The 22768-nt window shown below is 47.1% G+C and carries 22 protein-coding genes; 10 read left to right on the top strand and 12 right to left on the bottom strand.

Annotation, left to right across the window (positions count from 1 at the left end; translation table 11 throughout):
* Position 1: 1 nt before the first annotated feature.
* The 3 genes from B9N89_RS06155 to B9N89_RS06145 all read right to left on the bottom strand — a co-directional run bounded on the left by B9N89_RS06155 (position 2) and on the right by B9N89_RS06145 (position 2330).
* Positions 2 to 697: a hypothetical protein gene (locus tag B9N89_RS06155; RefSeq protein ID WP_132315775.1), complete on the bottom strand. Its 696-nt coding sequence runs from the start codon at positions 695 to 697 to the stop codon at positions 2 to 4.
* On the bottom strand, positions 694 to 1824 hold the full coding sequence (locus B9N89_RS06150) for a hypothetical protein (RefSeq protein WP_132315777.1): 1131 nt from the start codon (positions 1822 to 1824) through the stop codon (positions 694 to 696). Before B9N89_RS06150 ends, B9N89_RS06155 begins: the two co-directional genes overlap by 4 nt.
* Before the next feature lie 167 nt (positions 1825 to 1991).
* Positions 1992 to 2330 carry a response regulator gene (locus tag B9N89_RS06145; protein ID WP_132315779.1) on the bottom strand — a complete coding sequence of 113 codons (339 nt, stop codon included), beginning with the start codon at positions 2328 to 2330 and terminating at the stop codon, positions 1992 to 1994.
* A gap of 249 nt (positions 2331 to 2579) precedes the next feature.
* Between B9N89_RS06145 and B9N89_RS32130 the strand changes: the two genes are divergently transcribed.
* Positions 2580 to 3011 carry an HIT domain-containing protein gene (locus B9N89_RS32130; RefSeq protein ID WP_132315781.1) on the top strand — a complete coding sequence of 144 codons (432 nt, stop codon included), beginning with the start codon at positions 2580 to 2582 and terminating at the stop codon, positions 3009 to 3011.
* A gap of 232 nt (positions 3012 to 3243) precedes the next feature.
* Positions 3244 to 4740, top strand: coding sequence for a PA14 domain-containing protein (locus B9N89_RS06135; protein ID WP_132315783.1), 1497 nt, complete (start codon positions 3244 to 3246; stop codon positions 4738 to 4740).
* Between the two features lie 81 nt (positions 4741 to 4821).
* On the opposite strand, the gene B9N89_RS06130 is transcribed toward B9N89_RS06135, so the two are convergent.
* The 3 genes from B9N89_RS06130 to B9N89_RS06120 form a co-directional block, all read right to left on the bottom strand.
* Positions 4822 to 6099 carry an Hsp70 family protein gene (locus B9N89_RS06130; RefSeq protein WP_132315785.1) on the bottom strand — a complete coding sequence of 426 codons (1278 nt, stop codon included), beginning with the start codon at positions 6097 to 6099 and terminating at the stop codon, positions 4822 to 4824.
* A gap of 97 nt (positions 6100 to 6196) precedes the next feature.
* The gene (locus tag B9N89_RS06125; RefSeq protein ID WP_159455177.1) at positions 6197 to 7150 is read right to left on the bottom strand and encodes an alpha/beta fold hydrolase; all 954 of its coding nucleotides are present in this window, start codon (positions 7148 to 7150) and stop codon (positions 6197 to 6199) included.
* Between the two features lie 206 nt (positions 7151 to 7356).
* The gene (locus B9N89_RS06120) at positions 7357 to 7929 is read right to left on the bottom strand and encodes a hypothetical protein (protein ID WP_132315789.1); all 573 of its coding nucleotides are present in this window, start codon (positions 7927 to 7929) and stop codon (positions 7357 to 7359) included.
* Between the two features lie 279 nt (positions 7930 to 8208).
* On the opposite strand from B9N89_RS06120, the gene B9N89_RS06115 reads away from it, so the two are divergent.
* On the top strand, positions 8209 to 9297 hold the full coding sequence (locus tag B9N89_RS06115; protein WP_132315791.1) for a hypothetical protein: 1089 nt from the start codon (positions 8209 to 8211) through the stop codon (positions 9295 to 9297).
* Between the two features lie 8 nt (positions 9298 to 9305).
* Here the strand turns inward: B9N89_RS06115 and B9N89_RS06110 are convergent, their stop codons facing one another.
* From B9N89_RS06110 to B9N89_RS06100, 3 genes are read right to left on the bottom strand one after another with little or no spacing between them, the layout of a single operon-like run.
* Complete coding sequence (locus tag B9N89_RS06110; RefSeq protein ID WP_143478126.1) at positions 9306 to 11201, bottom strand: leucine-rich repeat domain-containing protein; 1896 nt, start codon at positions 11199 to 11201, stop codon at positions 9306 to 9308.
* Between the two features lie 21 nt (positions 11202 to 11222).
* The gene (locus tag B9N89_RS06105; protein WP_132315793.1) at positions 11223 to 12413 is read right to left on the bottom strand and encodes a S1 family peptidase; all 1191 of its coding nucleotides are present in this window, start codon (positions 12411 to 12413) and stop codon (positions 11223 to 11225) included.
* Positions 12414 to 12462: 49 nt separating this feature from the next.
* On the bottom strand, positions 12463 to 13422 hold the full coding sequence (locus tag B9N89_RS06100; RefSeq protein WP_132315795.1) for a hypothetical protein: 960 nt from the start codon (positions 13420 to 13422) through the stop codon (positions 12463 to 12465).
* Between the two features lie 570 nt (positions 13423 to 13992).
* Between B9N89_RS06100 and B9N89_RS06095 the strand changes: the two genes are divergently transcribed.
* The 5 genes from B9N89_RS06095 (at position 13993) to B9N89_RS06075 (ending at position 19176) form a co-directional block, all read left to right on the top strand.
* Positions 13993 to 14631 carry an RNA polymerase sigma factor gene (locus tag B9N89_RS06095; protein ID WP_132315797.1) on the top strand — a complete coding sequence of 213 codons (639 nt, stop codon included), beginning with the start codon at positions 13993 to 13995 and terminating at the stop codon, positions 14629 to 14631.
* Positions 14622 to 15350: a hypothetical protein gene (locus B9N89_RS06090; RefSeq protein ID WP_132315799.1), complete on the top strand. Its 729-nt coding sequence runs from the start codon at positions 14622 to 14624 to the stop codon at positions 15348 to 15350. The genes B9N89_RS06095 and B9N89_RS06090 overlap by 10 nt, the downstream gene beginning before the upstream one ends.
* A gap of 11 nt (positions 15351 to 15361) precedes the next feature.
* Entirely contained in the window at positions 15362 to 16894 is a 1533-nt protein-coding gene (locus tag B9N89_RS06085) for a trypsin-like serine protease (RefSeq protein WP_132315801.1), read from the top strand.
* Positions 16895 to 17188: 294 nt separating this feature from the next.
* Positions 17189 to 18337, top strand: coding sequence for a serine protease family protein (locus B9N89_RS06080; protein ID WP_132315803.1), 1149 nt, complete (start codon positions 17189 to 17191; stop codon positions 18335 to 18337).
* Between the two features lie 14 nt (positions 18338 to 18351).
* Positions 18352 to 19176: a S1 family peptidase gene (locus B9N89_RS06075; protein ID WP_132315805.1), complete on the top strand. Its 825-nt coding sequence runs from the start codon at positions 18352 to 18354 to the stop codon at positions 19174 to 19176.
* Positions 19177 to 19189: 13 nt separating this feature from the next.
* Here the strand turns inward: B9N89_RS06075 and B9N89_RS06070 are convergent, their stop codons facing one another.
* Both B9N89_RS06070 and B9N89_RS06065 read right to left on the bottom strand, forming a co-directional pair.
* On the bottom strand, positions 19190 to 19774 hold the full coding sequence (locus B9N89_RS06070) for a hypothetical protein (RefSeq protein WP_132315807.1): 585 nt from the start codon (positions 19772 to 19774) through the stop codon (positions 19190 to 19192).
* A 131-nt stretch (positions 19775 to 19905) separates the two neighbouring features.
* Positions 19906 to 20676 (bottom strand): hypothetical protein, encoded by a 771-nt coding sequence (locus B9N89_RS06065; protein ID WP_132315809.1) that lies wholly within the window; start codon positions 20674 to 20676, stop codon positions 19906 to 19908.
* A gap of 324 nt (positions 20677 to 21000) precedes the next feature.
* On the opposite strand from B9N89_RS06065, the gene B9N89_RS06060 reads away from it, so the two are divergent.
* Positions 21001 to 21459 (top strand): hypothetical protein, encoded by a 459-nt coding sequence (locus B9N89_RS06060; RefSeq protein ID WP_132315811.1) that lies wholly within the window; start codon positions 21001 to 21003, stop codon positions 21457 to 21459.
* A 9-nt stretch (positions 21460 to 21468) separates the two neighbouring features.
* Here B9N89_RS06060 and B9N89_RS06055 read toward each other — a convergent pair whose 3' ends face one another.
* Entirely contained in the window at positions 21469 to 22281 is an 813-nt protein-coding gene (locus B9N89_RS06055) for an ion transporter (RefSeq protein ID WP_132315813.1), read from the bottom strand.
* A gap of 40 nt (positions 22282 to 22321) precedes the next feature.
* Between B9N89_RS06055 and B9N89_RS06050 the strand changes: the two genes are divergently transcribed.
* Positions 22322 to 22510 (top strand): hypothetical protein, encoded by a 189-nt coding sequence (locus B9N89_RS06050; RefSeq protein WP_132315815.1) that lies wholly within the window; start codon positions 22322 to 22324, stop codon positions 22508 to 22510.
* Positions 22511 to 22768: the final 258 nt, after the last annotated feature.

Here is a 22768-nt window from a genome sequence, read left to right as displayed (position 1 = left end):
GCTAGAAGCGGTATCCAAGTTCGATGATCTGGAGGTAGGGCAAACCATACTTGCCCGCTTTGACACCTAGCTCTTCTAGATCGTTTTCCACCTCTTGGTAGCTGCTTGTGGAGCGAATGGCATCATCGATCACGCCGTCACCAGTGAAGGAGGCGTCGATATCGGCTTGGCTGTAAAAGGGAATTTGATAGCCAAAGCCAAAGCCATTGTAAAAGCCACCACGGCGATAGAAGACCATCCCAAAGTGAATCGCGGTATAAAGCGATTTGATATCAATAGCCGCATCAATGGGTACCGGGACCTTAGTCCCTTCATTGCTAAGGTCGATCTCTTGTTCTCCTGAGATCAAGATTTGCTGATAGCCAAACCCGATTTCCCAATAGACTGGGTGCTCCCAAAATGGTTCGTGTCTAAACTTATATTCCAAATGATTCAAATCAGCCTTAAGGTTTTTTACTTTGCCCTTACCACCAAGGTTTGCATCGAATGTCCCAAGAGTTAGGAGGTGGGATACGCCCTTTGGCTTGATTTTGCCAACGCCGATGTCTACCGGGTGGGGAACGCCCGTGCTGATGATCGGTGACCATTTCGCACTGATCTTGGGCTTTCGCTTTCCAGAACGCTTACGTTTCTTCCTTGCTTCCGCAGTGCTGGTAAGTAGCAATGCCAAGCTTGCAATCAGGACCGTTGTTTTCATAGATCCAGCTCCCCTAGGAGCAAGGCACTGACGAATAAAAAATCGGCGGCCGGATGAATCAGGTCCTTTTCAAGGCAAGGCTGCCAGTCGTCTCCATCCTGATCTCGCTGCCAGATATAAGGCTCACAGCGATCCTCACTGCTAGGTAAACGGTCACTAGGAAAGATTTCAGTATCGAGTAGAGCGCTTGCGGCGGCATCACCGTCACCATCAGTGAGACCACCATAGAGTGCCAAAAAAAGGCTGTTGCGGTCTTGACTGTTCGCGAGTTCTTGCAGAATTTCTACGTCTTGAGCGAAAAGCCCACCATAAAACTGGACGCGAAGCAGCATGCCTAGTCCTTGAAGATGGGCCTTAAAGCCCCGCTGGCCCTTGGTGAGATCTGGGATATAGCCTCGTCTGTCGGAGTCAATTCCCCCTAATCGAAAGCGAAGCTCGTGATATATTGCTTCCAAACTTGGAGTCATAAATGCTCTACCGAATTGATCCTCGCGATTGCTGGCCTCGCCGATGATGCCATTGTTATCTTCAGCATAGGCAATGATACGCTCCACAGCGCTGAGATCCTGGGCTTGGAGGAGGGCCACTGCCAAGCCAATGAGCATATCCCGGCTGATGCTGCTCTCGCTGCGTCCAGTATCGAAGCAGTCCTGACCCGCTGATCGGTACCAGCGGCCGGGCTCTACCTGGGATTCGGCCTGGCTAAGATCGATGTCAAGGCCGCCGACAACCCCAAGTGAGGAAAATAGAAGACCGTCGCAGCCTTCGACAAAGCCATACTGATCAAGAGCCGTATCTGCTGAGCTCAAGTAAAGTGATCGACGTTCCGCGATTTGCTGGCGATTTGCTTCTGATATGGTAAGGCCAAGCCAAGGGTTTTTGTCGCTCAACTGGCTACTTAATACTTGGAGTAAGGCTTTGACGGCTGGGCCTAGGTCCTCACCATTTTCATAGCGACTTAGTATTTGATTGAGAATATCCTCGGCTTCGGCGTCCGAGACCGATAAGTCCTTCGATGCCGCAAATGAGTCGTAGTCGCCTGAGTTGTAAGTCCTGGTCTCTGAGCAGCTAAGGCTCACGAGCAGCGCACAACCCAAGCTGATGGCTTGGTGTAGTCCTCTAAGCATAAATTTGTGGTCCCCTCAGTTCTTATCGGAGCGGCACCTCTCAGCCTTAAGCGAGAGCTATAAATTACAAGAAATGCTACTATATTGTATGGAGATTGGTTTCCGGGGCAAAAGCTGAGGTGGGCCTTCTGGGAAGGCCCATGTTTGAAAGAATCAGTGGTGTCGATTCACGAAAGCAAATCTTGATAGACTTTTTTATCTGCAAGTTTAAGAACCACATCAGCGGCTCCAAGGCATCGGCATTCCTCTCGCGCTTGGCTGTCGTTTTCGCTGATGAGGATGAAGGTCTTACTTGGCAAGTGACTGGTTTTTGCCAGAAACTCCTTACCACTAAGTCCCGACATGTTCAGGTCGCAGAAAATATAGTCGAACGAGATTTTGATCGCGCGTACAAGCCCCTGGGGGCTGTCGTTGGCTTCGATAACATCGTGTCCCTGGTCTTCCAGGGCAGATTTAATAAGGCTTCGCTGGGGAGTGGCTTCATCAATGATCAGTATTTTACTCATGGATGCATCTCCTTTCAGTATAGTGTACCGATCGGCAATACTGACAAATTAGTAACGAAGGATTTTTATTTCTGGTATGTCACTGATTATCAGCCCTTTTTCAACCGGATTTCAAGATGAAGATTTTTGGGCTTTCATGGGGCCTTGATGACGAATGGGATTTCTTTGCCATCTAGCCTTTTTTTTTCTAGACAAATAGAGTATTCGCGAGAGTGTAGACGTTGATTTATTAGAAAAGGAACTGACTCGATGACCTTCGTACTTGACCCCCAGTTGGAAAAGGATTGCCACCACTTTGGCAAGATGAAACTCTGCCAGGTATTGCTCATGAATGATCGGCAATATCCATGGTTTATACTTGTCCCTGAGCGGGACGGGGTTCGCGAAATCTATCAGCTAGAACGGGATGATCAAATCAGCTTTCTAATCGAGTCGAACTTGCTTAGCAAGGCTTTAGAGGGCCTCTTCAAACCTGACAAGCTTAATGTGGCTGCCTTGGGGAATGTGGTGCCTCAATTGCATATCCATCATATTGTACGCTACAAAAACGATGCCTGCTGGCCAAAGCCAGTCTGGGGCCAAAAACCCCCGGTTCCCTATGCTGCGGCGGAACTTGAAGAGTTGAAGCAACGCTTCAAAGAAGCCATGGGAGCGAACTTCAAGCCCCGTTTAGACAACTAGTCTCAAGTCTCCTCCTATTGCCAGTTTTCCGGCTGGCACTTTACTTTCAGCACCGCAAACCTTTCGCCCGGAAATAAGACTCAAGAATGTGATCCTTTTCAAAAAAATAAAGCGACTCATTCAACTGGTTAAGATTTCACACTCAAGAAGAAATATTTTATAGCCTAGTGTCACACGCCGCAGATGACTGAAGTAGGGCGGCTCAGCTCTACACATCCTTAGAGGAGGCAAAATGGTGCAAACCCCAAAAGCCGCATATTGCGGTCTGCTAGGGCTTTGCTTGAACGCATGTTCGAGCGAGCGCTTCGAAAACTATCAGCCGGCTCCTACCGAGCTAAAATCCTACGATGCTGACCTCGTTCCATTGGATCAAGCCAGTGAAGCGATAGACGCTGACTCAATTAGCAAATTGCTGCTAAGTAAAGCGGCTGGAGAGAAAGCCATTGAAACTGTTGTTCTCAACTATAATCAAAGGTCTGGTTTAAGTCTCGCAGCCGATGAAAACCTGACTTGGAGTCTCGATATGGAAGAAACGGTTACCATCGACTCCGCTGTCAAATCAGAGAAATACCTGCGAGTTCACTCCAAGTTAGAAATTCCAGAAAGCGCTGAAGGCAGGCTCTATGATATTGGCTGCTTGTTCGTCGAGCTTAAAGACAATGTTACCTATGATAAACCCACTCTTTTGCGGATCGCCAGCACTGGTATTGCCGGAGATCAATGGGACGACGTCACAATCCCATTGCGAGTTAAGCGTGACCAGTGGAAGGATGTTCCTATTTTAGATAGCTCTCTCACTCTCGCCGTCTTTGAGGCACATACCGTAAAGGGGTTTGATGGGCAGCTGTGTTTTCAGTTAGATTACAGTCAAGTTCCGGCCCAGCTGTACTCGGGGCAGATTGTGGTGCAGTATCTGATCGCCGGAGAAGAGAGTTTTGCCGTAGACGACGACCTACCACCAACTCAGAACTACAGCTGCCGGGATCAGCCAAGGGTTCTCAAATCTGGGCAAGAGATACGACTCCGGTGGGATAACCTAAATAGCAGCGAAGATTATGGAGTGCGCCTAAGCAGTATGGATGACGATCTATCTTTGGGCCATTACTACATCGAGACCGATGGTACTCTTGTCTTTCGGGCGCCAGATCTAGTTCATCAAACGACAAAGGTTTTTTTAGCAGCTATACCAAAGGATGATGATGTTCTGCCGGAGTTTTGCGAGATCACATTAGTGCCCCATGATAGTTTTGTAGTCGATGATGATGGTGAAAGTCAGGCTGCCATCGGCAATGTCTTCCGCTTATCCCCTGATACCCAAAGCTTACCGAACTTTGCAAGCATGTCTCCTGTAGCTCGTGTCATGATTCCCAATTTCGATGTTCCAGAGCGTCGCTTTAAAAAGGGTTTTCCCGGACTCGATGATCTATTTGAATGGTTTGGAATACAATTCAAAGGAAGAGTCTACCTAGAGGAAGCTTGTTTTTGCCAAATTAAGTTGCGCTCTGACGATGGGGCTAAGCTGTATATGGATCAGCAGCTCTTGATTGATAACGACGGGATTCATCCTACGAAGGCCGTCACAGAGTCCGTTTTTCTGGATGCCGGCTTCCACGACTTTCGTTTGGATTACTTCCAAGGGCCTCGCTATCATATCACCCTAGAACTTCTCTGGGACAAAGATCAGGCGGGGGTGTTTGAGCCAATTCCCCCGGAGGTGTTCTTCCGATAGGGAGGTTTGAGACCAAGTTTGACTTCAGTCTTAACCCTCCTGCTAGAAAGGCTAGGTTGCTCATAGCAGCCTTATAATGTATCAAGCTTCACGGGCCAGCATCTGAGCCCGGTCGGCCAAGCCATGGACCACGGAGTGAAATTGCTCGCTCAAAGCGAGACGATCCTGAAATCGATTGACGAGACCCTGTTTAATGGTCGGGATGTTAGCTGTACCACCAGTCAGGCAAACAATGTCGATGTCATTGCTAGAAAGTCCAGCCTGATTCAAGGTTTTGTCGAGGCAAGCTAGGATATCTTCAGTAAATTGAGATGAGGCCGAATAGAAGTCTTGCTGACGAATCGTTTCTTCAACATCGATCATCGGATATTGGTAAGAAAACTGAGATTCCCTTTGATCGGAGAGTTCGATTTTTGACTCTTCGATTTTCTTGAACAGAGAAAAGCCTTGGCGTTCCTCTATCAATGTCAAAAGTTGATCAATTTTATAGGCGTCCTCGTCTTTGGTAATGTAACGCTGCGCATCGCGCAGGTAGTCGAGGACATCGCCCCGATTCAGCATCAACATATCAGCAGGGCTACACAGTTTTCGGATCAGTCCTTTTGGAAAGCTCATATTGTTCTTAGACATGGGGCGGCGGTATGTGATGAGGGAACCAAAGTGAGGGCTAATAATGTCCTTCATTATGGCGCCATCATACTTGTCCCCTGCGATAGAAAGTCCACCCAAGGCGAGAACATCGTCAGGTTTGAATTCTTTCCTGCCCATCTTTAGTATTGTAAAGTCTGACGTTCCACCACCAAAGTCAGCAACGGCGACAATTTTTTCTGAGTCTAACTGGTGGCGAAATTTATAGGCCGCGGCGATGGGTTCGGGGCAAAACTCGATATGATCGAAACCGGCAGCTCGTGAAGCGACTTCCAAACGATCAAACGCGCACTGATTGCTTTCAGCATCTTGGGAAAATACGGCGGGACAGCCCATTACCACGGAACGAACATCTGCGTCGAAGTAGTCATTAGCTCGTTCCCTCATGCATCGCAGCTGCTTGGCGATCAAATCAGGGACACTCAAAAATTCAGAAAAGACCCGAGTGCCCTTGAACGTGGGGTCTGGCAAAAATCGCTTTAAACTCTTGAAAACGCGACCAGACCCTGGCTGATCGATGTACTGCTCGATGGCTTCAGCACCAAAAACCCAGTGATCTGAATCGGTAGAGAAGAGTATGCTTTTGAGAATCGTTGGATCTGGAGCGGACTTGTCGAGGACTACGTCGGTGAAGATTCCGTCCTGACTTGCGCCGCATAAAAGAGAATTCGAGGTACCATAATCAATGGCATAGAATGTTGGCTTAGTCATGGGGTTCCTCGCTATGATCTGCTACGGTCCATCAAAAAAGGCAACATTCTATCGTCAGAGTCTTAGGGAATCAAATGGTTTTACTATCCCCTGTGTTTCAGCCCTTGATATGATTCAGAATCCAGGAGCTTATAAGCTCCCGGTCGGTTTCTAATAGCCAGTGACCAGAGTCTGGCAAGGTTTTAAACTCATAGCGGTCTTCGTCGACATATTGACCTGAGCTTTGTGCAGCACAGGCGCCCACAGCTGGGTCCTGAGCACCCCAGACAAACAACGTTTTCACCTTAACTTTGCCAATTCCACCTTTACCTGCATCCGGGCCAAAGTTGGCTCGGTACCAATTCAAAGCCGATCCAAGTGCTTCCTTATTACCAAGGACCCGTAAATATTCTTCCACCTCGTTTTGGTCCATGTCCCGATAGATCATTCGAAGGCCGGCCCGATCGTTTTTCAGATAGATATCCTCCGAATTTGGTTTCACAAACTCTTGAATATAAGCTGATTTCTTATCTTGCTGACACTTGGGATCAGACATGGCGGCTTGAAAGGCTGTCAGGTGCGGTATCGAGAGAGCTGTAAAGGACTTAACTCGATCGGGAGCTGTAGCAGCTACAGTCCAGCCGACAGCGGCTCCCCAGTCATGACCGACAAGATCAAAACGCTGGGCCTTGAAAACATCGGCAATGCCGATCACATCAGATACAAGATGCTCCATGCGGTAGGCCTCGACCGATTTGGGACGCGCTTCCGGCGAATAGCCTCGCATATCAGGAGCGACTGCCCGATATCCAGCATCGGCAAGCGTCACGAGCTGGTGGCGATAGGAGTAGCTGGTCTGGGGAAAGCCATGAAGGAGTATAACGAGTGGCCCATCTTGCGGGCCAGCCATTCGAACATTGAAACGGTATGCGCCGACGCGAATGGTATCTTGTTCGATAATCTCATCGAAAGCTGTCTTGGAGTCTGAGTCAGTGACACAAGATGCAAGTAGCGTTAGTAAGGTGAGAGCACTGGAAAAAAAGATGCGGAAAGACAGCGTGGAATAAGCCATAGTTACCTCGTTGCACATGAGTGATTTGCAGTTTTCCCTTTCGCTATCAACCCTAATTCATTCACGACCGAGACGCAATCCTCGGATAAAAAGCTCCACGCCTTTGCTATATTTAGGATCATCGCCATTTTTGGGATCGCTGCGGAATCTCGACTTTGAAATGAAATTTGCCAGGCAGCGCTTTCACACGCCTGGCAAGAGGAAATCTACTTTTGGAGGTTATCAAGACTGTTTTTAATGGAAAGTGCCACCAGTCCTAAAACGGTGAGCGTTCCAAGAACAGCCATGTACGTTTGATAGATATCCCAGCCGGTGAAAGTGACTTCGGTCGTGGAGGCAGGTAACACTTGTGTGGCGTAGCTGTAGGCGACGATGGCTCCGTAAAAGACGTGACCTACCACATGAGCAACGGCAACTTCAAATCCCGCTGATCGAAACTCCGTAAGAGGGTGCCGATTCTGGCCTTCTATGAGAATCACGTAGCTCACCAGGAATCCGTGAACGAAGCCGCTGAAGACTCCGATGCCTACATTGACTGCAATCTCGTTCGAGCCGATCAGATTCAACATTCCGCAGTAGGCAAGGCCAAAGCCAAGACCGGCGATGAGATGGAGGGTTAAACCAACCTTGAGTGAGTTTTCGTAACGACGGGTAAATAGACTGCCCACGGCGCGAACCATGTCGGCGTTGGCAAGTTTTGAAAGTGTCACGAGTTCCATAAATAGAAACATAGCAGCGGCACCTAAAAGGCCTGATGATAATGCGGATACGATATCCATATTTCCTCCTCTAAAATTCGATCACCGAGAACAGCCCGGGAACTATTCTTTCATCGGAGCAGAATCGCTGGGAAAGGTGACAATTCTGAAAGATGCAACAACTTGAACCGGGCGCGATGCTTTAGCGGTACAGGGTTGCTGCCGTTTGTCTTCACTAAATTGAGGCGTGGTTAACCCTCTTAAACAACAGGTGAGATGCCACGAGGCTCATGAAAATGTGTCGTTATGCCGATAGGAGAAAAAAGTTTACGCAGACGACCAGTTATATTTAGAGGGACCATGAAAACTATATTGTTGTCAGCGCTTTGCGCTGTGCTGACTCTTGCCTGCGAACGAGGGGCACTCGATAAAATCGAACTTGTTACTGAAAACCGAGAGGTCGAGTCATCGGGTGGAGCAGCCTTACCAGCCACTCCAGAACCGGAAGCTAATCCTTTTGAACTAGAGGTGGGGATGCTTGAAGACCGCGTTGCGGCTTTCCAAGAAGCTGTCCAGGTACGTTCTCAAACGGTTCCCACAGCGCTCGATGAGGCTCAGGCAAAAGTCGAAGAAGCTGAAGCTGTTTTGGCAGCCGCAACCAACTATGATGAGATCAAAAGCCGAACCAACGATGTTCAAGCTTTCATTACTGATCGAGGCACCCTGCTTGGAAATGAATTGGTGAACAATCAAGTTCAACAAGAGGATTGGCAAACATTAAGTGATAGTATGACTCGTCTTGCAGATCGCGTTAGCCTGAGCGTCGACCACCCTGGTAGAGATTTGAATCTAGTTCGTCTATCCACCGCTGAAAACCTCCTAGTACAGCTAAATGATGAGCTGTCGGCTATTGAGCAATTTTTATCTCTTTACGAAACTCGCATCCAAGACTATCGCCAGGCATTGAATGAAGCTCTCGGTCAGCCGTATATTTCTAATAATTTTGCTTATAATGCCGCTAACAACACTCACTACCAGAGTCTTTGCCCACAGAATTCTCTGACGGCATTTAGCGGGCGGGCCGATGGACTGATTGATCAGTTACAGGTCGTTTGTGGCAATCAGCAAGGGCAGGCAGTTGGCGGTGTCGGTGGTGATCCATTTGGGCCTCTATCATGCCCTTCTGGAACTGTTGCAAAAGGTATTCGAGGCACCATGGAAGACGCTTTGGACAGTCTCGGGTTGGTTTGTGTAAAGGCTCAGCAGATCGATCAAAGTGAGCAACTTGAGTTTTCACCACTTATCATTGGGAACCTTCAATCAGACCAGAACTTCATGAGGATTTGCCCCGCTAGAAGAATTGTAACGGGGCTGCAAGGTACCATTGATTTCGGCTTTAGTGCCGGTGTGATCAGAACAATAGAGATAGTTTGTACGGCGCAGCCCTAAGAATAGCTTTAATAGAAGCTTTCCAAAGCATTACAGTTGACCCAGATGGCAATCCCAGAACTGCGTTCCTGGGGCTCTGTGTAGAGTGGTGCAAAGTTTATGCTTTCGTGATACTTAACCTCCGATGAGTGGGCAAGCCCAGATACTAGAGCATATTGCCGTTCTACCTCACAAATGTGATCGAGACTCTTATAAAACACCCGCAAATTTAAACTTGCAGCGGGGCTCCAATCGAAAATCTGAGCTCGATTGCCTTGGAGTTTGAGCTCTTCTAATTTTGATAGCTGTCGTAGTGGCTCCAGATCCACGAGCTCGTTATATGCAAGGTCAAGGCTTATTAATTTTTCCATATGCTTCAATGGTCCTAGCCGAGCAATAAGATTGCCTCTCAAGTTTAGAGTCTCGATATTTGCGCTGCTTCTAAGTGGTTCTAGATCTACAATTTGGTTGTCTGATAGATTGAGGTGCTTCAGCTGAGGAAGTCGGCTTAGAGGCCTCAAATCCTCAATCTCCTTACCTGAGAGATCTAAGGATTTCTGTGCTTTTAAAGCTATCGCAAGGTCTGGGCATGGCATGGAATCTGTAGCAGATAGTTCCCTTTGAATCTGCTTCATGGTGTGGGCCATAGCAGCGGTTAAGGTTTCCAGTTGGCAGTAGTCTTCTAGTGCCAGTGTTTTCTGGAGCATAAGCATAGAGTAGGGCTGTAGTAGAAGCTCTAGTTTGATACTGTGGCACGAATGAATGTCTGCGAAACAGTGGTCAAGAGTGTCGGCGATCAGGAGAAGGTTGGTCTCAATCGCCTTCATCATAGAGCTGATTAACAACCGATCCGCAGGCTCATCTGTGAGTTTGAGCAGGCCATTAGCCCGGGATAGGTCGGCACTATGACGAACGTAGCTTTTGGTGAGATCACCTCGAACCTGAGATACTGCAGGATCTAATGCTGGGCTAGGGTTAATGTACAATCCTGTAATCGATGCATCGTGATAGGCCTTGGTGTGTAACTTAATGAAGGCCGCGCTATTGGCCTTCAATGGTGTTTGCTCCAAGTTAGTCAGCTGCTGCTGGTAAGCTCCTTGCCCGTATCTCCCTAGCTTATCCAGCCTATCTACACATTCTGAAAGATTTATTGCGTCACAAGTCATCACAAGGGGGTCGTCACTCTGTAATCCAAGGATAGGGTCTTGGCTACCACCCTCCTGGTAGGCTGCAAGCTTTATGATGATGTTGCCAGGGTATTGATCGAGTAGACCCTTAATATTATTTTTGAGCTGATCCAGGCTCCATGATTCTGGGTGGTACCTATGGGAGAAATCCGAAAATAGGTCTTTCGATGATAGTTCTAATCGAGCAACAATTAGAAAGTGGCTTCCTAGATCTACTTCACTGACAAAATGATCTCCACAGGTGCCACGAATCACTGATGGATTGGCGGAATCTGCGATCTCGATGGCTAGCGAATTCAATTGTGGGTCTTTAAGTCGGGCCTTGACACCTCGGGTTACTGAGCCGAAAACTAAGTTCCTTGTCCAAGGCGTTTCTGTAGCAAATGCAGCAATGGCAACCCTTTTTGTTGCCTTGCCACCAATGATCGTAGGTAAGGGATCGTCTTGACTTAAACCAATAATCGCCTGGCTAGCCTCACTATCAAGAGGAGCATCGAAGTATTTTGTGGTTTGAAATGTGCCCTCATACGAGACTGAGTTTGAGTCATAACCCCTGATACAGCTTTGGACGAAGCTACCCCGATAGGTGTCGAATCCATAGCCGAGGGCTCCAGCACCGAACTCGGAGTCGATATCTTGCTCAACGTTTTCAAGTTCCTTCTCACTATATGCGTTTGAGCAAGCCCATAAACAGTATGAGCATGCAACGAAGATGCAAGACTTTAGAATGCTATTCATAAATTCTGCCTCCGAATGAATTTAATACTCGTATATGAATTTAAAGACCGACACCTCTCGTGTGCATGAACCCAGCCAGCAGTTTCTCGATTCGAACGTAGCTGTCCAAAGCCCTGAGGAGACTGCTTCCACATCAAATATTTGCTGATCTCCTGAACTATAGAGAAACGTTTGCTGCGCTCCAGAGGGAGTCTCAAGTAGCAGCGAACCATCTCCATCAGCAGATATTTCCACCCGTGCATTTCGAGGCTCTTCGGCAACGAAGAACTGCCGACCATCCGGTCGGTTACGCTCTGTTTTAAGATTGGTCATTGTTTTCTGGTTTAAACTAGGGCTTGGTTCTTGACCGCCTGAATTAGGGTCTCCGTCTTCCAAACTCCCTCCCATTTGAACAAGCTTGGCTTGTACTTGATTGTAAAGGCTTTGAATCAGCAGGTTGGTATAGAGAGAGCCATCCGTATCACGGCAGCCGTCGGCATCGGGGGTTAAACCTCGGGAAAGAATTCCTACAAGCTGGAGAGTACCATCACTTCGTTGGACCATCACTGGCCCCCCACTATCGCCAGAACATGGGTGCACTTGCAAAGAACCGAGGATAAGCTCTTCATTGTTTAGGCTGTAATATCCCCGAAAGGGCATACTTGCTACCTGTAACTTCCCTAGATTTTCGCCGAGGTCGTTTGCGAATCCATAGCCAGCCGCTATAACGCTATTTGTTGGGGCGTAGAACCTGTTTCTATTCTGTTCCAAAAGACTAAGTGCTTCTGTGCGATCGTTGTAGAGGGGTGTTGTGCCTCCCTGAAAGTAACGTGCAAGCTTGACAATGGCTAAATCGTAGGAGCCGCGCGTGATGTTGTTGGTTCGCTGCCATGGGAATACATGCACCTGTTCAACATCATACGTGACACTCTCGGCTTGAATCTGGTACTTGGCATTATCTAGGGTGCAGGACCTGGTATTATTGAATGCACAAGCTGAAAAGCAGTGTGCTGCGCTGAGGACGTATGACTTGCTTATGGCGACGCCACTACATTTAAACTGCTGATTGCGGAGCACTTTAACCACGCTGCTCAGTCGCGGGTCTGAGCTTAGCTCGCCCCGATAGATAGAGAGTGACGAACTATCGTCTTGGTCTAGAAAAAGTGGCGATCCACAGGATGTAATCATGCCTAGGCTTCCCAGCAGGCTTGCGATCATCATCGCAGTCTTCATAGCTTATCCTTTCTTTGAGATCCAACCATGAATGGCTGGATGTTCAGGTTTAGTTTAGAATTGAATCGTGGATGAGTTGTCGTGCCATCGCTCGATTGAAGTTACGAATCGTACCCTCTTGAAATTTAACAGACCCATTTAAGAAACCTTGACCAACCACCACGTTGGCTTCAGCATCGTGGCCTCGGGGAGCCACGTTGTAGACCCGGCCGAAGTATGAAATATCTTCAATCTCAGAAATCACAGCTTTGCTACCATCTTGTCGAACCAGATATTCACCTTTTTTGAATGTCTCAGCAAAACGCATATAGCCTTCTCCATCTACAAGAGGATGCCCTTTGGTTACTGTGATGGTTTGACCGTGGCTTGTAGTAAAGCGTCGTACTGTTTCAAGTTTTTCGGCGCCGTCAGCGGTATAGTAAGAAATCTCTCGCTCGATGTAGGATAGCCCGTCGAAGCCTTGGCTGCCATCCATTACCATGATTGTAGCCTCCCCTTGTTCAATAGCCTCGGGTAAAGTCTGGTGGCCGCTTCCAAATAGGACAAGCTGATCTTGGGTGTAGCAGCCAGACTCACAGTTGATCAACCAAATTACATTGCTCGGCATTGAACACGTACGGATGTCTGGTTTCCAAACGGGAAACTGAGTGCTGGCATCGTTCACAGCAAACGATGGGTAACGCATCTTTCCACTTGGCAGTGGTACCCAATCAAATGTGATATCGTCTAGGTAGTGTGTGAATAGACGTCGGGAAGTATCTGCGATGTGACCGCAGTTGATAGCCCATTCAACTCTTTGATTCGCTTGCTCGTAGCTTAGCCAGTCGCGATTGGCCCCATCTGTGATGGTATCGCTGGCGGCGCATCGCCTCTTTAGCTGCACTTCAGCGAGTGGGTCAAAGTTCGTATTTGTTCGCCAACCCCGTGGGGCATCGGAAGCAAAGGTTTCTAAACCGAAGAGCCCGAGGCTTGTGATCACGACCGAAATGAGTTTCTTGCCTGTTAACATGTCTGTTCTCCATTTTTTTAGAGTAGGTAGGACGATTTCCATCTGCTGCTATTCATATGATAGTTCAATGGAATAAATCCATGCGCCAAGGAAGAAATAATAGAGGGCTTCCGAACATTCTCTTTCCTACATTGAGAGCTATATTCTGCTTGGGATATGGATTTATCGTATTTGATCAAATTGCGGTAAAAAATTAAACAAGAACTTGTGCACAAATTCGTCGCGATGATCTATAGTTTGTACTATCGATTTATTGCACCACTTCGTTTTTTGCTTTCAAAAGCCTTGCCAGATAGGCTTTTCGAGAGATAGACTTAAGCAAAATGAAATGAACAGTATTTTTCATAGAGACTCTCGCACCAGCTTCTGCTACATACGATTCTAATACTTATGACCAAGGCTCGATGGTGCACCCTCGAATTGATGCGCGACTGAGAACTATTTGACTATTCCGTCAGACGGCGAGTAGCAGAGGCTGAAATGAACTCTACTAAGCGCCTTGGCATCTATTATAACTCAATGGCTACATTGAGGTGGATTTAGTTAATCAATAGATGGGAGTCCCGTTCGATGTTAACCTGTCAGTCGATCAATCGACCAACGTCAGTATTTATTCTAGATCTAGCCGTCCACGATATGATGATTCACCTAAATCGAAGGAAAGGTGAAGACAGTCGAGATTATAGCATTCGTAGATTGCTGCAAGCTCATTATGATGGAATCATGGGGCAATTCAGGCGTCTGGGAAATCTTTTTGGTCTAGACGAAGCTAGCGTCGAAGATTTGAGTCATGAAGCGATGTTGATTGCTCTAAGGAAATGCCATCAACTGAAGGATGTTTCAAGCTTTAAGCCATGGCTCATGACAATCTTTCGCAATTCATGCCTAGCAGACATTAAAAAAAGCCGATTCTTTCAGAATGAAGGATTGGAAGGCCTAGAAGATCAGGCGTCGCCATCCGAGAGTCTTGTTGATCCAGGGCGGCTGGATGACCTTTATCTGTACCGCGAGCTAGGGCGAAGAGTGTCCAAAATGAAAAATCAAACCCAAGCATTGGTCATTAGAAAGTACTTTTTTGATGAAATGACAGCTCCTGAGATTGCTGCAGAGATGGGGCTTAAGTTGAATACGGTGTATTCCCATGTTTATCGAGGGCAAAGGCGATTGCTACGTGACGATCCCATGAGGAGCGTAGCATCATGCGATTGATTGTGGGATTAGCGCTGACATTGATCATCATTGCAGCTGTTGGGGCTTGGTATGAACCAGTCAATCATTCTGAATCGATCACTAGCATAGAGCGTGATGGGGTCCATTCGGTTTCTAAGCCGCTTAAGACCTATGAAAAGCAGCATTCTTCCCGAAAATTGATTGAATCTCGTTTGCCCTCTGCGAGAGACTTAGAGCCAGAGGTGACCGATAACGCCGCGGATGAAGGCTGGGACCGCATGGCTCAGGTATTAAAAGATACGCCCTTTCTAGGGCAGAACTTTCGCATGAGTCACAAGGCTATTATGAGCCCAAGCGATTGGAGCCTATGGGCCCATGAGCTGAGTGATTATAAAAATATTCAATCAGCCTTTCAAGTTCTAAGGCAATTGGATAAAGAGATCGAAGTCAATGTCGCTGTTCGAATTGAGTACATAAACTATATCCATCGAGCGATCGCCTTGGAAGGCAACCCCATCATCGATCAGCTCATTGATGAGCTAGTCCAGTTCCTACAATTTCGTCCAGTTGATTACGAATCCTATTCAACGGGCCAAAAACGAGTATTCGTAGGTGATAAGATTGAGCTGATCTACATTCTAGAGGCTTACTTCCCCGAAACCTACCAAGCCCGGGTCCGCAATGGGTCCTCCGATACCTTGGTAAGGTTGGCAATTTATGCAGAAGAAAATCGACAGCTACTCAATCGTATTTTTTAAGGGCTGCCCCAATGAAGTATGTCAAACTTTGGCTTCTAACTCTTGTTTGCTCTTGTGGAAGTCACTCTCCGCGAGTTGAAAGCATTGAAACCCTTGACCAAGAGGCAGGGGTGCTCGATAACCCTCGATCGGCGGTAATGGCCCTTGAACGTGATGGCAAGGTATTTTGTTCCGGTGTCGCGATTCGGGATGGAATTCTGCTGACTGCAGCGCACTGTTTTTTGAACGATCGCAGTCTGAATAAGCTTCACATCCGAGGAGCCGATGGGCAACGCTATCCCGTCCAGGAAATCATGACGTATGCTGATCGGCTTGACCGGGTCGAAGAAGCATTCTTGCCAAACTATGACATCGCTATGGTTCGTTTTTCAGATGATGTTCCAGGACGATGGATTAAGCTCGCGAGCGGCGCCCAAGTCGTTGCAAGTGAGGGTCATGTCGCTTGGATCGCTGGTTACGGTCGCTCAGACGATCATCCCACAGGGCACTATCACTTGGGCGCTACCCGGATAAAAAAAGTCTACCGATCTGGAATGAGAAAGGGGGTTATTACTGTCGATAATACTTTTGGTAGCGCTCCTTGCTCAGGGGACTCAGGAGGGCCATTGCTGATGCAGAAGAAGGGGGAATGGTGGGTTTTAGGTGTGACCCATGGTGTGCACTGGTTTAGCAATCCCGACTACTTTGGTAGTGACGGCTGTCAGTTTCCTGAGGCAAGTTTTGCCAGCTTAAGTCTCCACCCAGAGGTCAATGGTCAAGATCAGGTTTCCGAACTCTCTGCTGTTCCTGACGACCGAGTCGAACTTGAATTTTTGGGCTACTGCGAGGATGGAATGGTGGGGCGTGGCGATGTGAGCCTATTTAAAGCACTGCTTCTTCAATTTAAGGGCCGCGACTGTGAATCCCTTTACGGAAAGCTGGCTAGCGATCTGAGCTTTGATTTACTGAAAGAGCCTGTGTATAGTCTAAAGGCTTTAGCTTTGCTCCCTCGGATCGATCGACTATCGATAGATTTGAGGCTCCTTGAAGATCTTCCCAGTTTGCCGCCATTAAGAGAAATGAAGGTTAGTATCGGCAGTCAGGACGACCTCGACTGGGTTTTTGGAAATCGACACCTCACGTCTCTTGAACTCACTGATGCTCCTAGAGGTCTCCAATGGGATGGTGTTGGGCAGCTGCACGAACTGGGGACAGTCATCTTGATGGAAAATAACATTGTGGAGCTACCAAGTCTCTCTGGCCTCAAGAAGCTTCGAACCTTGAATGTGCTTGGCAATCACTTGGACAATTTAGACTTTATTCGTGATAATTATAAAATCACTCATCTTTTAGCTAGCTCGAATCAGATTGAAGATCTTGCTGGCCTGGTAAACCACAGTGACTTGAAAGTAGTTTTACTGGGGAACAATCGTATTAGTCAGATTCTTGATTTGGCTTCAGCCACCTCTCTAGAGTATTTATCTTTAGTTAACAACGAAATACCTCTGCATCTCCAATTATGCCCCACAAAAGAACAACAGCAGGGTTCTATTTGTGCTTTCTAGCGAACGGACTAGCATCTGGAAGATCTTTCACTCCAACATTGCCTTCGCCCTCTACGAAACGGTATCCTCTTCATTACGATAACTTACACTTGCATCGATATCAATTGATCGCTATTTATGAGAACTGTAAGAAAGAAAAGCAAGAGATCCCCTCAGAAACTGGAAAGTCGGTGATGATCTTATGATCACCAAGGTATAATAGGCTTTCTGCAGTTAGTCGATCTCTGGTGAAGTAAGATGTTGTTGGCTTTGAGTTGATCAAGGAACCGGGATTCGTGTCGCTAGGAGGGTCTTATGTTAGTACGTATGGTAGCGCGGGGCTTGGCCTCGTGCGCCTGGCTTCTATTGTTTATTCAGTCTGCTTGCCAGCAAAGCGATTCCAAATCCTCCTCGCCCCCGCCCGCCCAAATCAAAGAACCAATTCAACTAGACGTTCGTATCACCGAGAGACCCTTAGATGCTACGATCAGCTGGACGGCTGAGGGCGTGAGTCACTGTCAGGTAAACGGCCAAGCGCTTGACCCGGCAGTTCTTAGAAAGGTGTTTGGCAAACAGGATCAGCTTGTGGTCGAGCGGGGAGCGACGCCACAATTGATCGGTGTACGTTGTTCCAACGACTCTGATCAATTGACCCGCGACGTCCTTTTAGAAGCTGTAGAAGAGACTGAGTGGAATAATTACTGTACAGATGTACGGTTAACTGATTGGGATAAGGCACCGGATGCTGTGGCAATGCTTGAAGGCGGTCGTTGTATGGCAGTCTTTGTTGGTCCTCGGCATCTCATTTCAGCAGCTCATTGCTTCGAGCGTTCCCAAGACGTCGTTAGAAATTTAGGGTTCGAGGCTCGCGACACCCATCAGATCCGTGTGGACAGCAGTTCAAATATTGTTGGCACAGCTCTTCAGTCTGGATCAAAACGTTTCACCATCCAATCTGTATCGTCTCCCGATACCATTCTGCGCAAAAACTCACTTATGATCGAAGGCTTAGATCTTGCGATTATCGAGGTCGAAGAACCCCATGATATTTGGATCTGTCCTTCCAAAGCGGATAGTCAGGAAGTAGGCCAGATCATGTCGAGCTATGATTTTGCCGGAGATGCTGAACAAATAACAACTGCTATTGTTTCGAGCCCGACTGATCAATGGCAAGACACAAGAGTTCAGATAGCTCCTGTGAGGCATTTTATAGGCCTAGAAAGTGAAGAGCTTATCGTGGGCTTCCCTAGGAAATCCCAAAATCCTTGCGGCCTGAAACTTGGTGCTCCCTTAATACATCGTTCAAGTAAAGGGATCCAGCTACTAGGAGTTAGCTCTCGATACTTCAATGCTAGTGTAGAGAACTCCTGCGAGGCGGATGCACACTTGGTGGTTGGTCTCCTAGGGCATCACCGATTTCGAACCTGGCTAGAGGAACGAAGGATCAATTTATTCCCTAAATAGAAGGAGAGTAGGGTATGAGAATGAGGCTAAGCCTTTTAGGGGTTTGCTTGATGGGTATTAGTAGCTGTTCTGATCAAGAAGAAATGAGGCTTGATATAAAAGGTGGTGATCCCATTGAAGATAGCCAATTCTCGTCTGTTGTCAAAGTTGTTGAGTCAGGTTTTTTCAACTGCACTGGGGTCGTTGTAGCAGAGAAGGTTGTCCTAAGTGCGGCTCATTGCTTTTCTCGAATCTGCCAAGATGAAAGTCGTGCAAATGGCTGTAAAGATGTTTCTGAAGTTGAGATCAAAGATCGCTGGGGTGCCACATACCAAGTAGCCAAGATTGAATCATTCCCCTATAAATATAATGAAAACTACATCACTACTCAAAGCTTCGATCTCGCTGTCCTTGAGTTGGAGAACAACTTTCTTGGAGATATAACTCCCATCGCACAAGATCTGACCGCCGCCGAAACTGTTTTGGAAAACAATAGGCAGCAGTTCTCAAAGCCTGATGGAGATCTGGTAAGTGTAGGTTTCGGGCTTACTGGCGAAGGTCTTAAAAACAATTCCGATCATACCAAGCTTTATTTCTCTGAAGTTCCTTTCAGAGGCCTATATGGCTTGAATGGTGAAGAGTTCCATATCGGCTCTAATCGAAGTCATGGCTGCAAGGGGGATAGTGGAGGGCCTAAATTTGCTCGGTTAGATGGCGGCTGGCAAGTGGTAGGTATTCACTCTCGCTCAGCCACCCTAAACAATTACTTGGCCTGTGCTGCAAATGATGGAGCAATTGCCACCAACCTCCTGGCACCACAAGTTTTTTCGCCGATCCAAAAGGCATTTGACCGAATCTGAGTAAAATATTCGATCAGATAGAATCCTTAGCCGCAACCTGTTCTGATCGAGGGGCATTCTTCACAGCATTGAATACGATAAAGGCAAGGCCGATGCTGAGAGCTACACCTGTGAAAATAAAACCAGTACTGGCAAAAGCAGTGCTCGTTAGCTCGCTTAAAAGGCCATTAAAATTGAGGTAACTTACTCCTATAGCAAAACCAAAAACCACATGACCTACGATATGAGCTAGTGCAACGCTATAACCCGTAGTTTGAAAGCGATCCACTGGATGACGGCCGACTATTTCGCTAACAAGTGCGAAGCCGATGAGTAGACCATGAACGAAGCCTCCCAAGGTGGCGATGAGCAACAGGATCTCTGGGCGTTGCTGAGGAATGGCTGATAGGATCGAAAGATACAACCACGAAAAGAGAATGCCGAATAGTAGATATATGGCGAGCCCGATTCCAAAGGAACCTTTCAATTGCTTGGTGAATAGACTACCTACTGCGCGGATCATATCACCATTTGCGATACCAGCATAGGTGATGAGCTGCATAATACCCATCATTGCTAAACTCGCTATAAGTCCCGCTAGGACAACGGCGCTAAACATTGTGTAAACCTCCTCTTGACTCAGTAAACGTCAGATCTCTTACAACGGTAACGACTGAGTGACAGAGGAGTAAAGTGCCATCTTGTGGCACTCTCGTTTATACCTGCATACTCCTAACGATCGAAGGAGCCTTAGCTTGACGGATTATTGTTCAACGAAATCTCAATGCCAGGCTGGGTGTCAGAGTTCGTGGACCCAAGAAGGACCCATGTTTCACCTAAATCATTGGAGCCCAGCACTCTTAATTGAGATGGTGCACAGGCTGCGAAGTCAGGAAGGGTGGCCGAACCACCTTTAATGTACAGGCTTTCGAAGGAAGGTTTGGCTTCGCCAAATGAAACTTGGAACCATACCTCGCCCACAGCCGGGGAGGGTGTTGCATTTTCGAAGCTATTGCGATTGGAAAACCAACCACCACCAAATCCACCGCCGAATGCTTCAAAGGGATAGAATGTTTCGAAGTCACCACTGGTGCTTATCTGGGCATCGTAGGGACCGATTTTTCCTGTATTGTAGATAGGATCTCTATTATCTGGGTAACTGCTAAAGCTATCCACCAAAAACTCACCGTTCATTTTGAAAAGTAGCTCTTGGATGTTTGTAGTATTGCCAGAACAGTCTTGTTTCATTTCAGTGATCTGAATACGAATCGATCCATAGCCGGTTTGCTGCTCGCCAGCCTCCGCTTGCTCAGGATCCGACAATTCCTGTTCTTGAGCCTGTTGCTCTTCATCAATGATTGCACTTTGTTCCGAATCTAAAATCCCGTCGATACTTGCGGTGGAACCTTCCGTACTACCTTTCTTCGGTAGTGGGCCATCAGGATAAGTTGGATTATCAGTTTTTTGCTGTCCACATTGAATTGATCCTAGAGCTAGGATTAGCGTGAGAAAAATTTTCATTTGAAGCCCCCTCTAATAAGCGAACACGACTTCGGCTGTTTTGCTCCGAATCTGAGGGATGGTCTTTTACTTTCTTGTATACTTATGAAAAAGCTATTTATTATAGCGAGAAAGGGGGCCTCTGGAGGGCCGATCAGAGCCTTCTACGACGTATCAATTCAAGGCATGAATTAAGTGCTGGACAATGATAGAAAAGATTTAGAATAGGTTTTGGAACGATTGTCATGTTGTCGATGAGAAGGGATGCACACGGGGTGTGATCGCAGGCTCTTCCTGGCACTTGATTCTTTCTTGGCGTAAGGCTAGCACATAAGGGAATTTGTCATGAATATGAAGAAAATGAGGATTGCAGGCTTCACAACAGATGAAATTAAGCAAATCATGGAACGAATAAAGTTTCGATGCTCGAATCGTGTGCACCTAGAAGATCGAAACGAGAAGCGAGACATGATTTGGTCCTTTGCAGAAATAAACATCCTAGATCCCGAGGGGGAAGAGCGAAGCATTCACCTATACGATGTGGCTCACTCAGGAGTGGGGTTGATTGGAGAACTTCAATTCGAAGAAGGCGATCGATTCTGTTTTGTTGATCCTAAGACTGGCAAACATTATGACTTCGTTGTTAGGCATTCTGAGCTGTTTGATACAACTGAGCCAGGCCTTTATCAAACAGGTGGTCAGCTGGTCCCACAAAAACAAGAGGCGATCGATGTTCACGATATATTCAAACCATACGATACCGAGCCAAGGCCAAGCTGGGTTCCCGACGACTTTGAGTCTTAGCTAGAGGTCTCAAGCTAGCTCAAGTGGAGATCCGCACCTTCGGCAAAAGCTAGCATCATCAGCATGACCCTCCAGGGCGCATGACGGGCAAGTTTCCGTGTTAGATTGCGACTTGAGGATAGCATGGGACAGATGCACTGAAACAATCCCCGTTGGAACCGCTAAAATCCCGTAACCGAGCACCATGACAATAGACGCCAGGAACTGACCAAATATGGTTTGAGGGGCAATATCTCCATAGCCAACTGTGGTCATCGTCACGATTGCCCAATACATGGATCGTGGGATACTGGTAAAGCCGTTGGTTTCTCCTTCTACGAGATACATGATGGTTCCAACTATGAGGACGATAGGTAATATGGCCAAAATAAAGACGGTAATTTTAGCCCGACTGTCTCGGAGTGCTTGGGATAAAATCTGTTGCTGACTCACAAATTGCGCTAATTTGAGAATCCTAAAAACACGGAGAAGGCGGATGGCTCGGATAACTGCAAATGAATGAGTACCAACGAATATAAGGCTCATATAAGTAGGCAAAATTGAAAGCAGGTCGATGATACCATAGAAGCTAAAAATATATTTCCAACGCTTTGGAAAGCAGTAGATGCGGGTTAAGTACTCGATTGTGAAAGCCACCGTGAATAGCCACTCCAACCCTAAGAAGAGCATCGAATAGGATTCGTTCAAACTAGCTACCGAGTCCAGTGCTACAACCACAACCGAACTGACGATGACGGCGATCAGGATCAAATCAAATCGTCGCCCGTCTCTTGTCTCTGCTTCAAAGATTAAATCGTAGAGTCGGCTTTGTAGTTTTGTCATAGTCAAGTTTTCCCTTCAAACTTACTAATAGGGGCTGTTGATGCTTCGAACTCAAGCATCTGATATGGCTGGACAACCACAATATGCTGTCGCTCGTCATCACCATATTGCCGATATGGCTCGCCTCACTCCAGCCCTGTCTTCATCCAGTCCAGACCAACTACGTGTGGCCCAAACGTCAATAGCCCCTAGTTATTCTAGCGATCTTTCAGCCACCGATCAGCCTTAATTTGAGGGGCACCCCGATGCTTGTGACATGCTGTTGCTAGCCTGCGACGTAGAAAGTACTCCATAAACGAAGGTTTTTGCCAGAAACTTCCGTTAGGTAGTCCGTCAAGTGAACTGCTCAAGCTAGTAATAAGAGGTATTAAAAAAGTAAATTTACTACAAATTGAACCAAAATAGCGAAACTGAACACCAAACAGCATCCAAGTTTGAAAATTACTTACGAAAAACCCTCTTTCATCAAAAAGAACGGAACGTTGCA

This window comes from Pseudobacteriovorax antillogorgiicola (assembly GCF_900177345.1).
Taxonomy (GTDB): domain Bacteria; phylum Bdellovibrionota_B; class Oligoflexia; order Oligoflexales; family Oligoflexaceae; genus Pseudobacteriovorax; species Pseudobacteriovorax antillogorgiicola.
The sequence above is the reverse complement of the archived record's forward strand: the minus strand, read 5'-3'. Positions and strand labels throughout refer to the sequence as shown.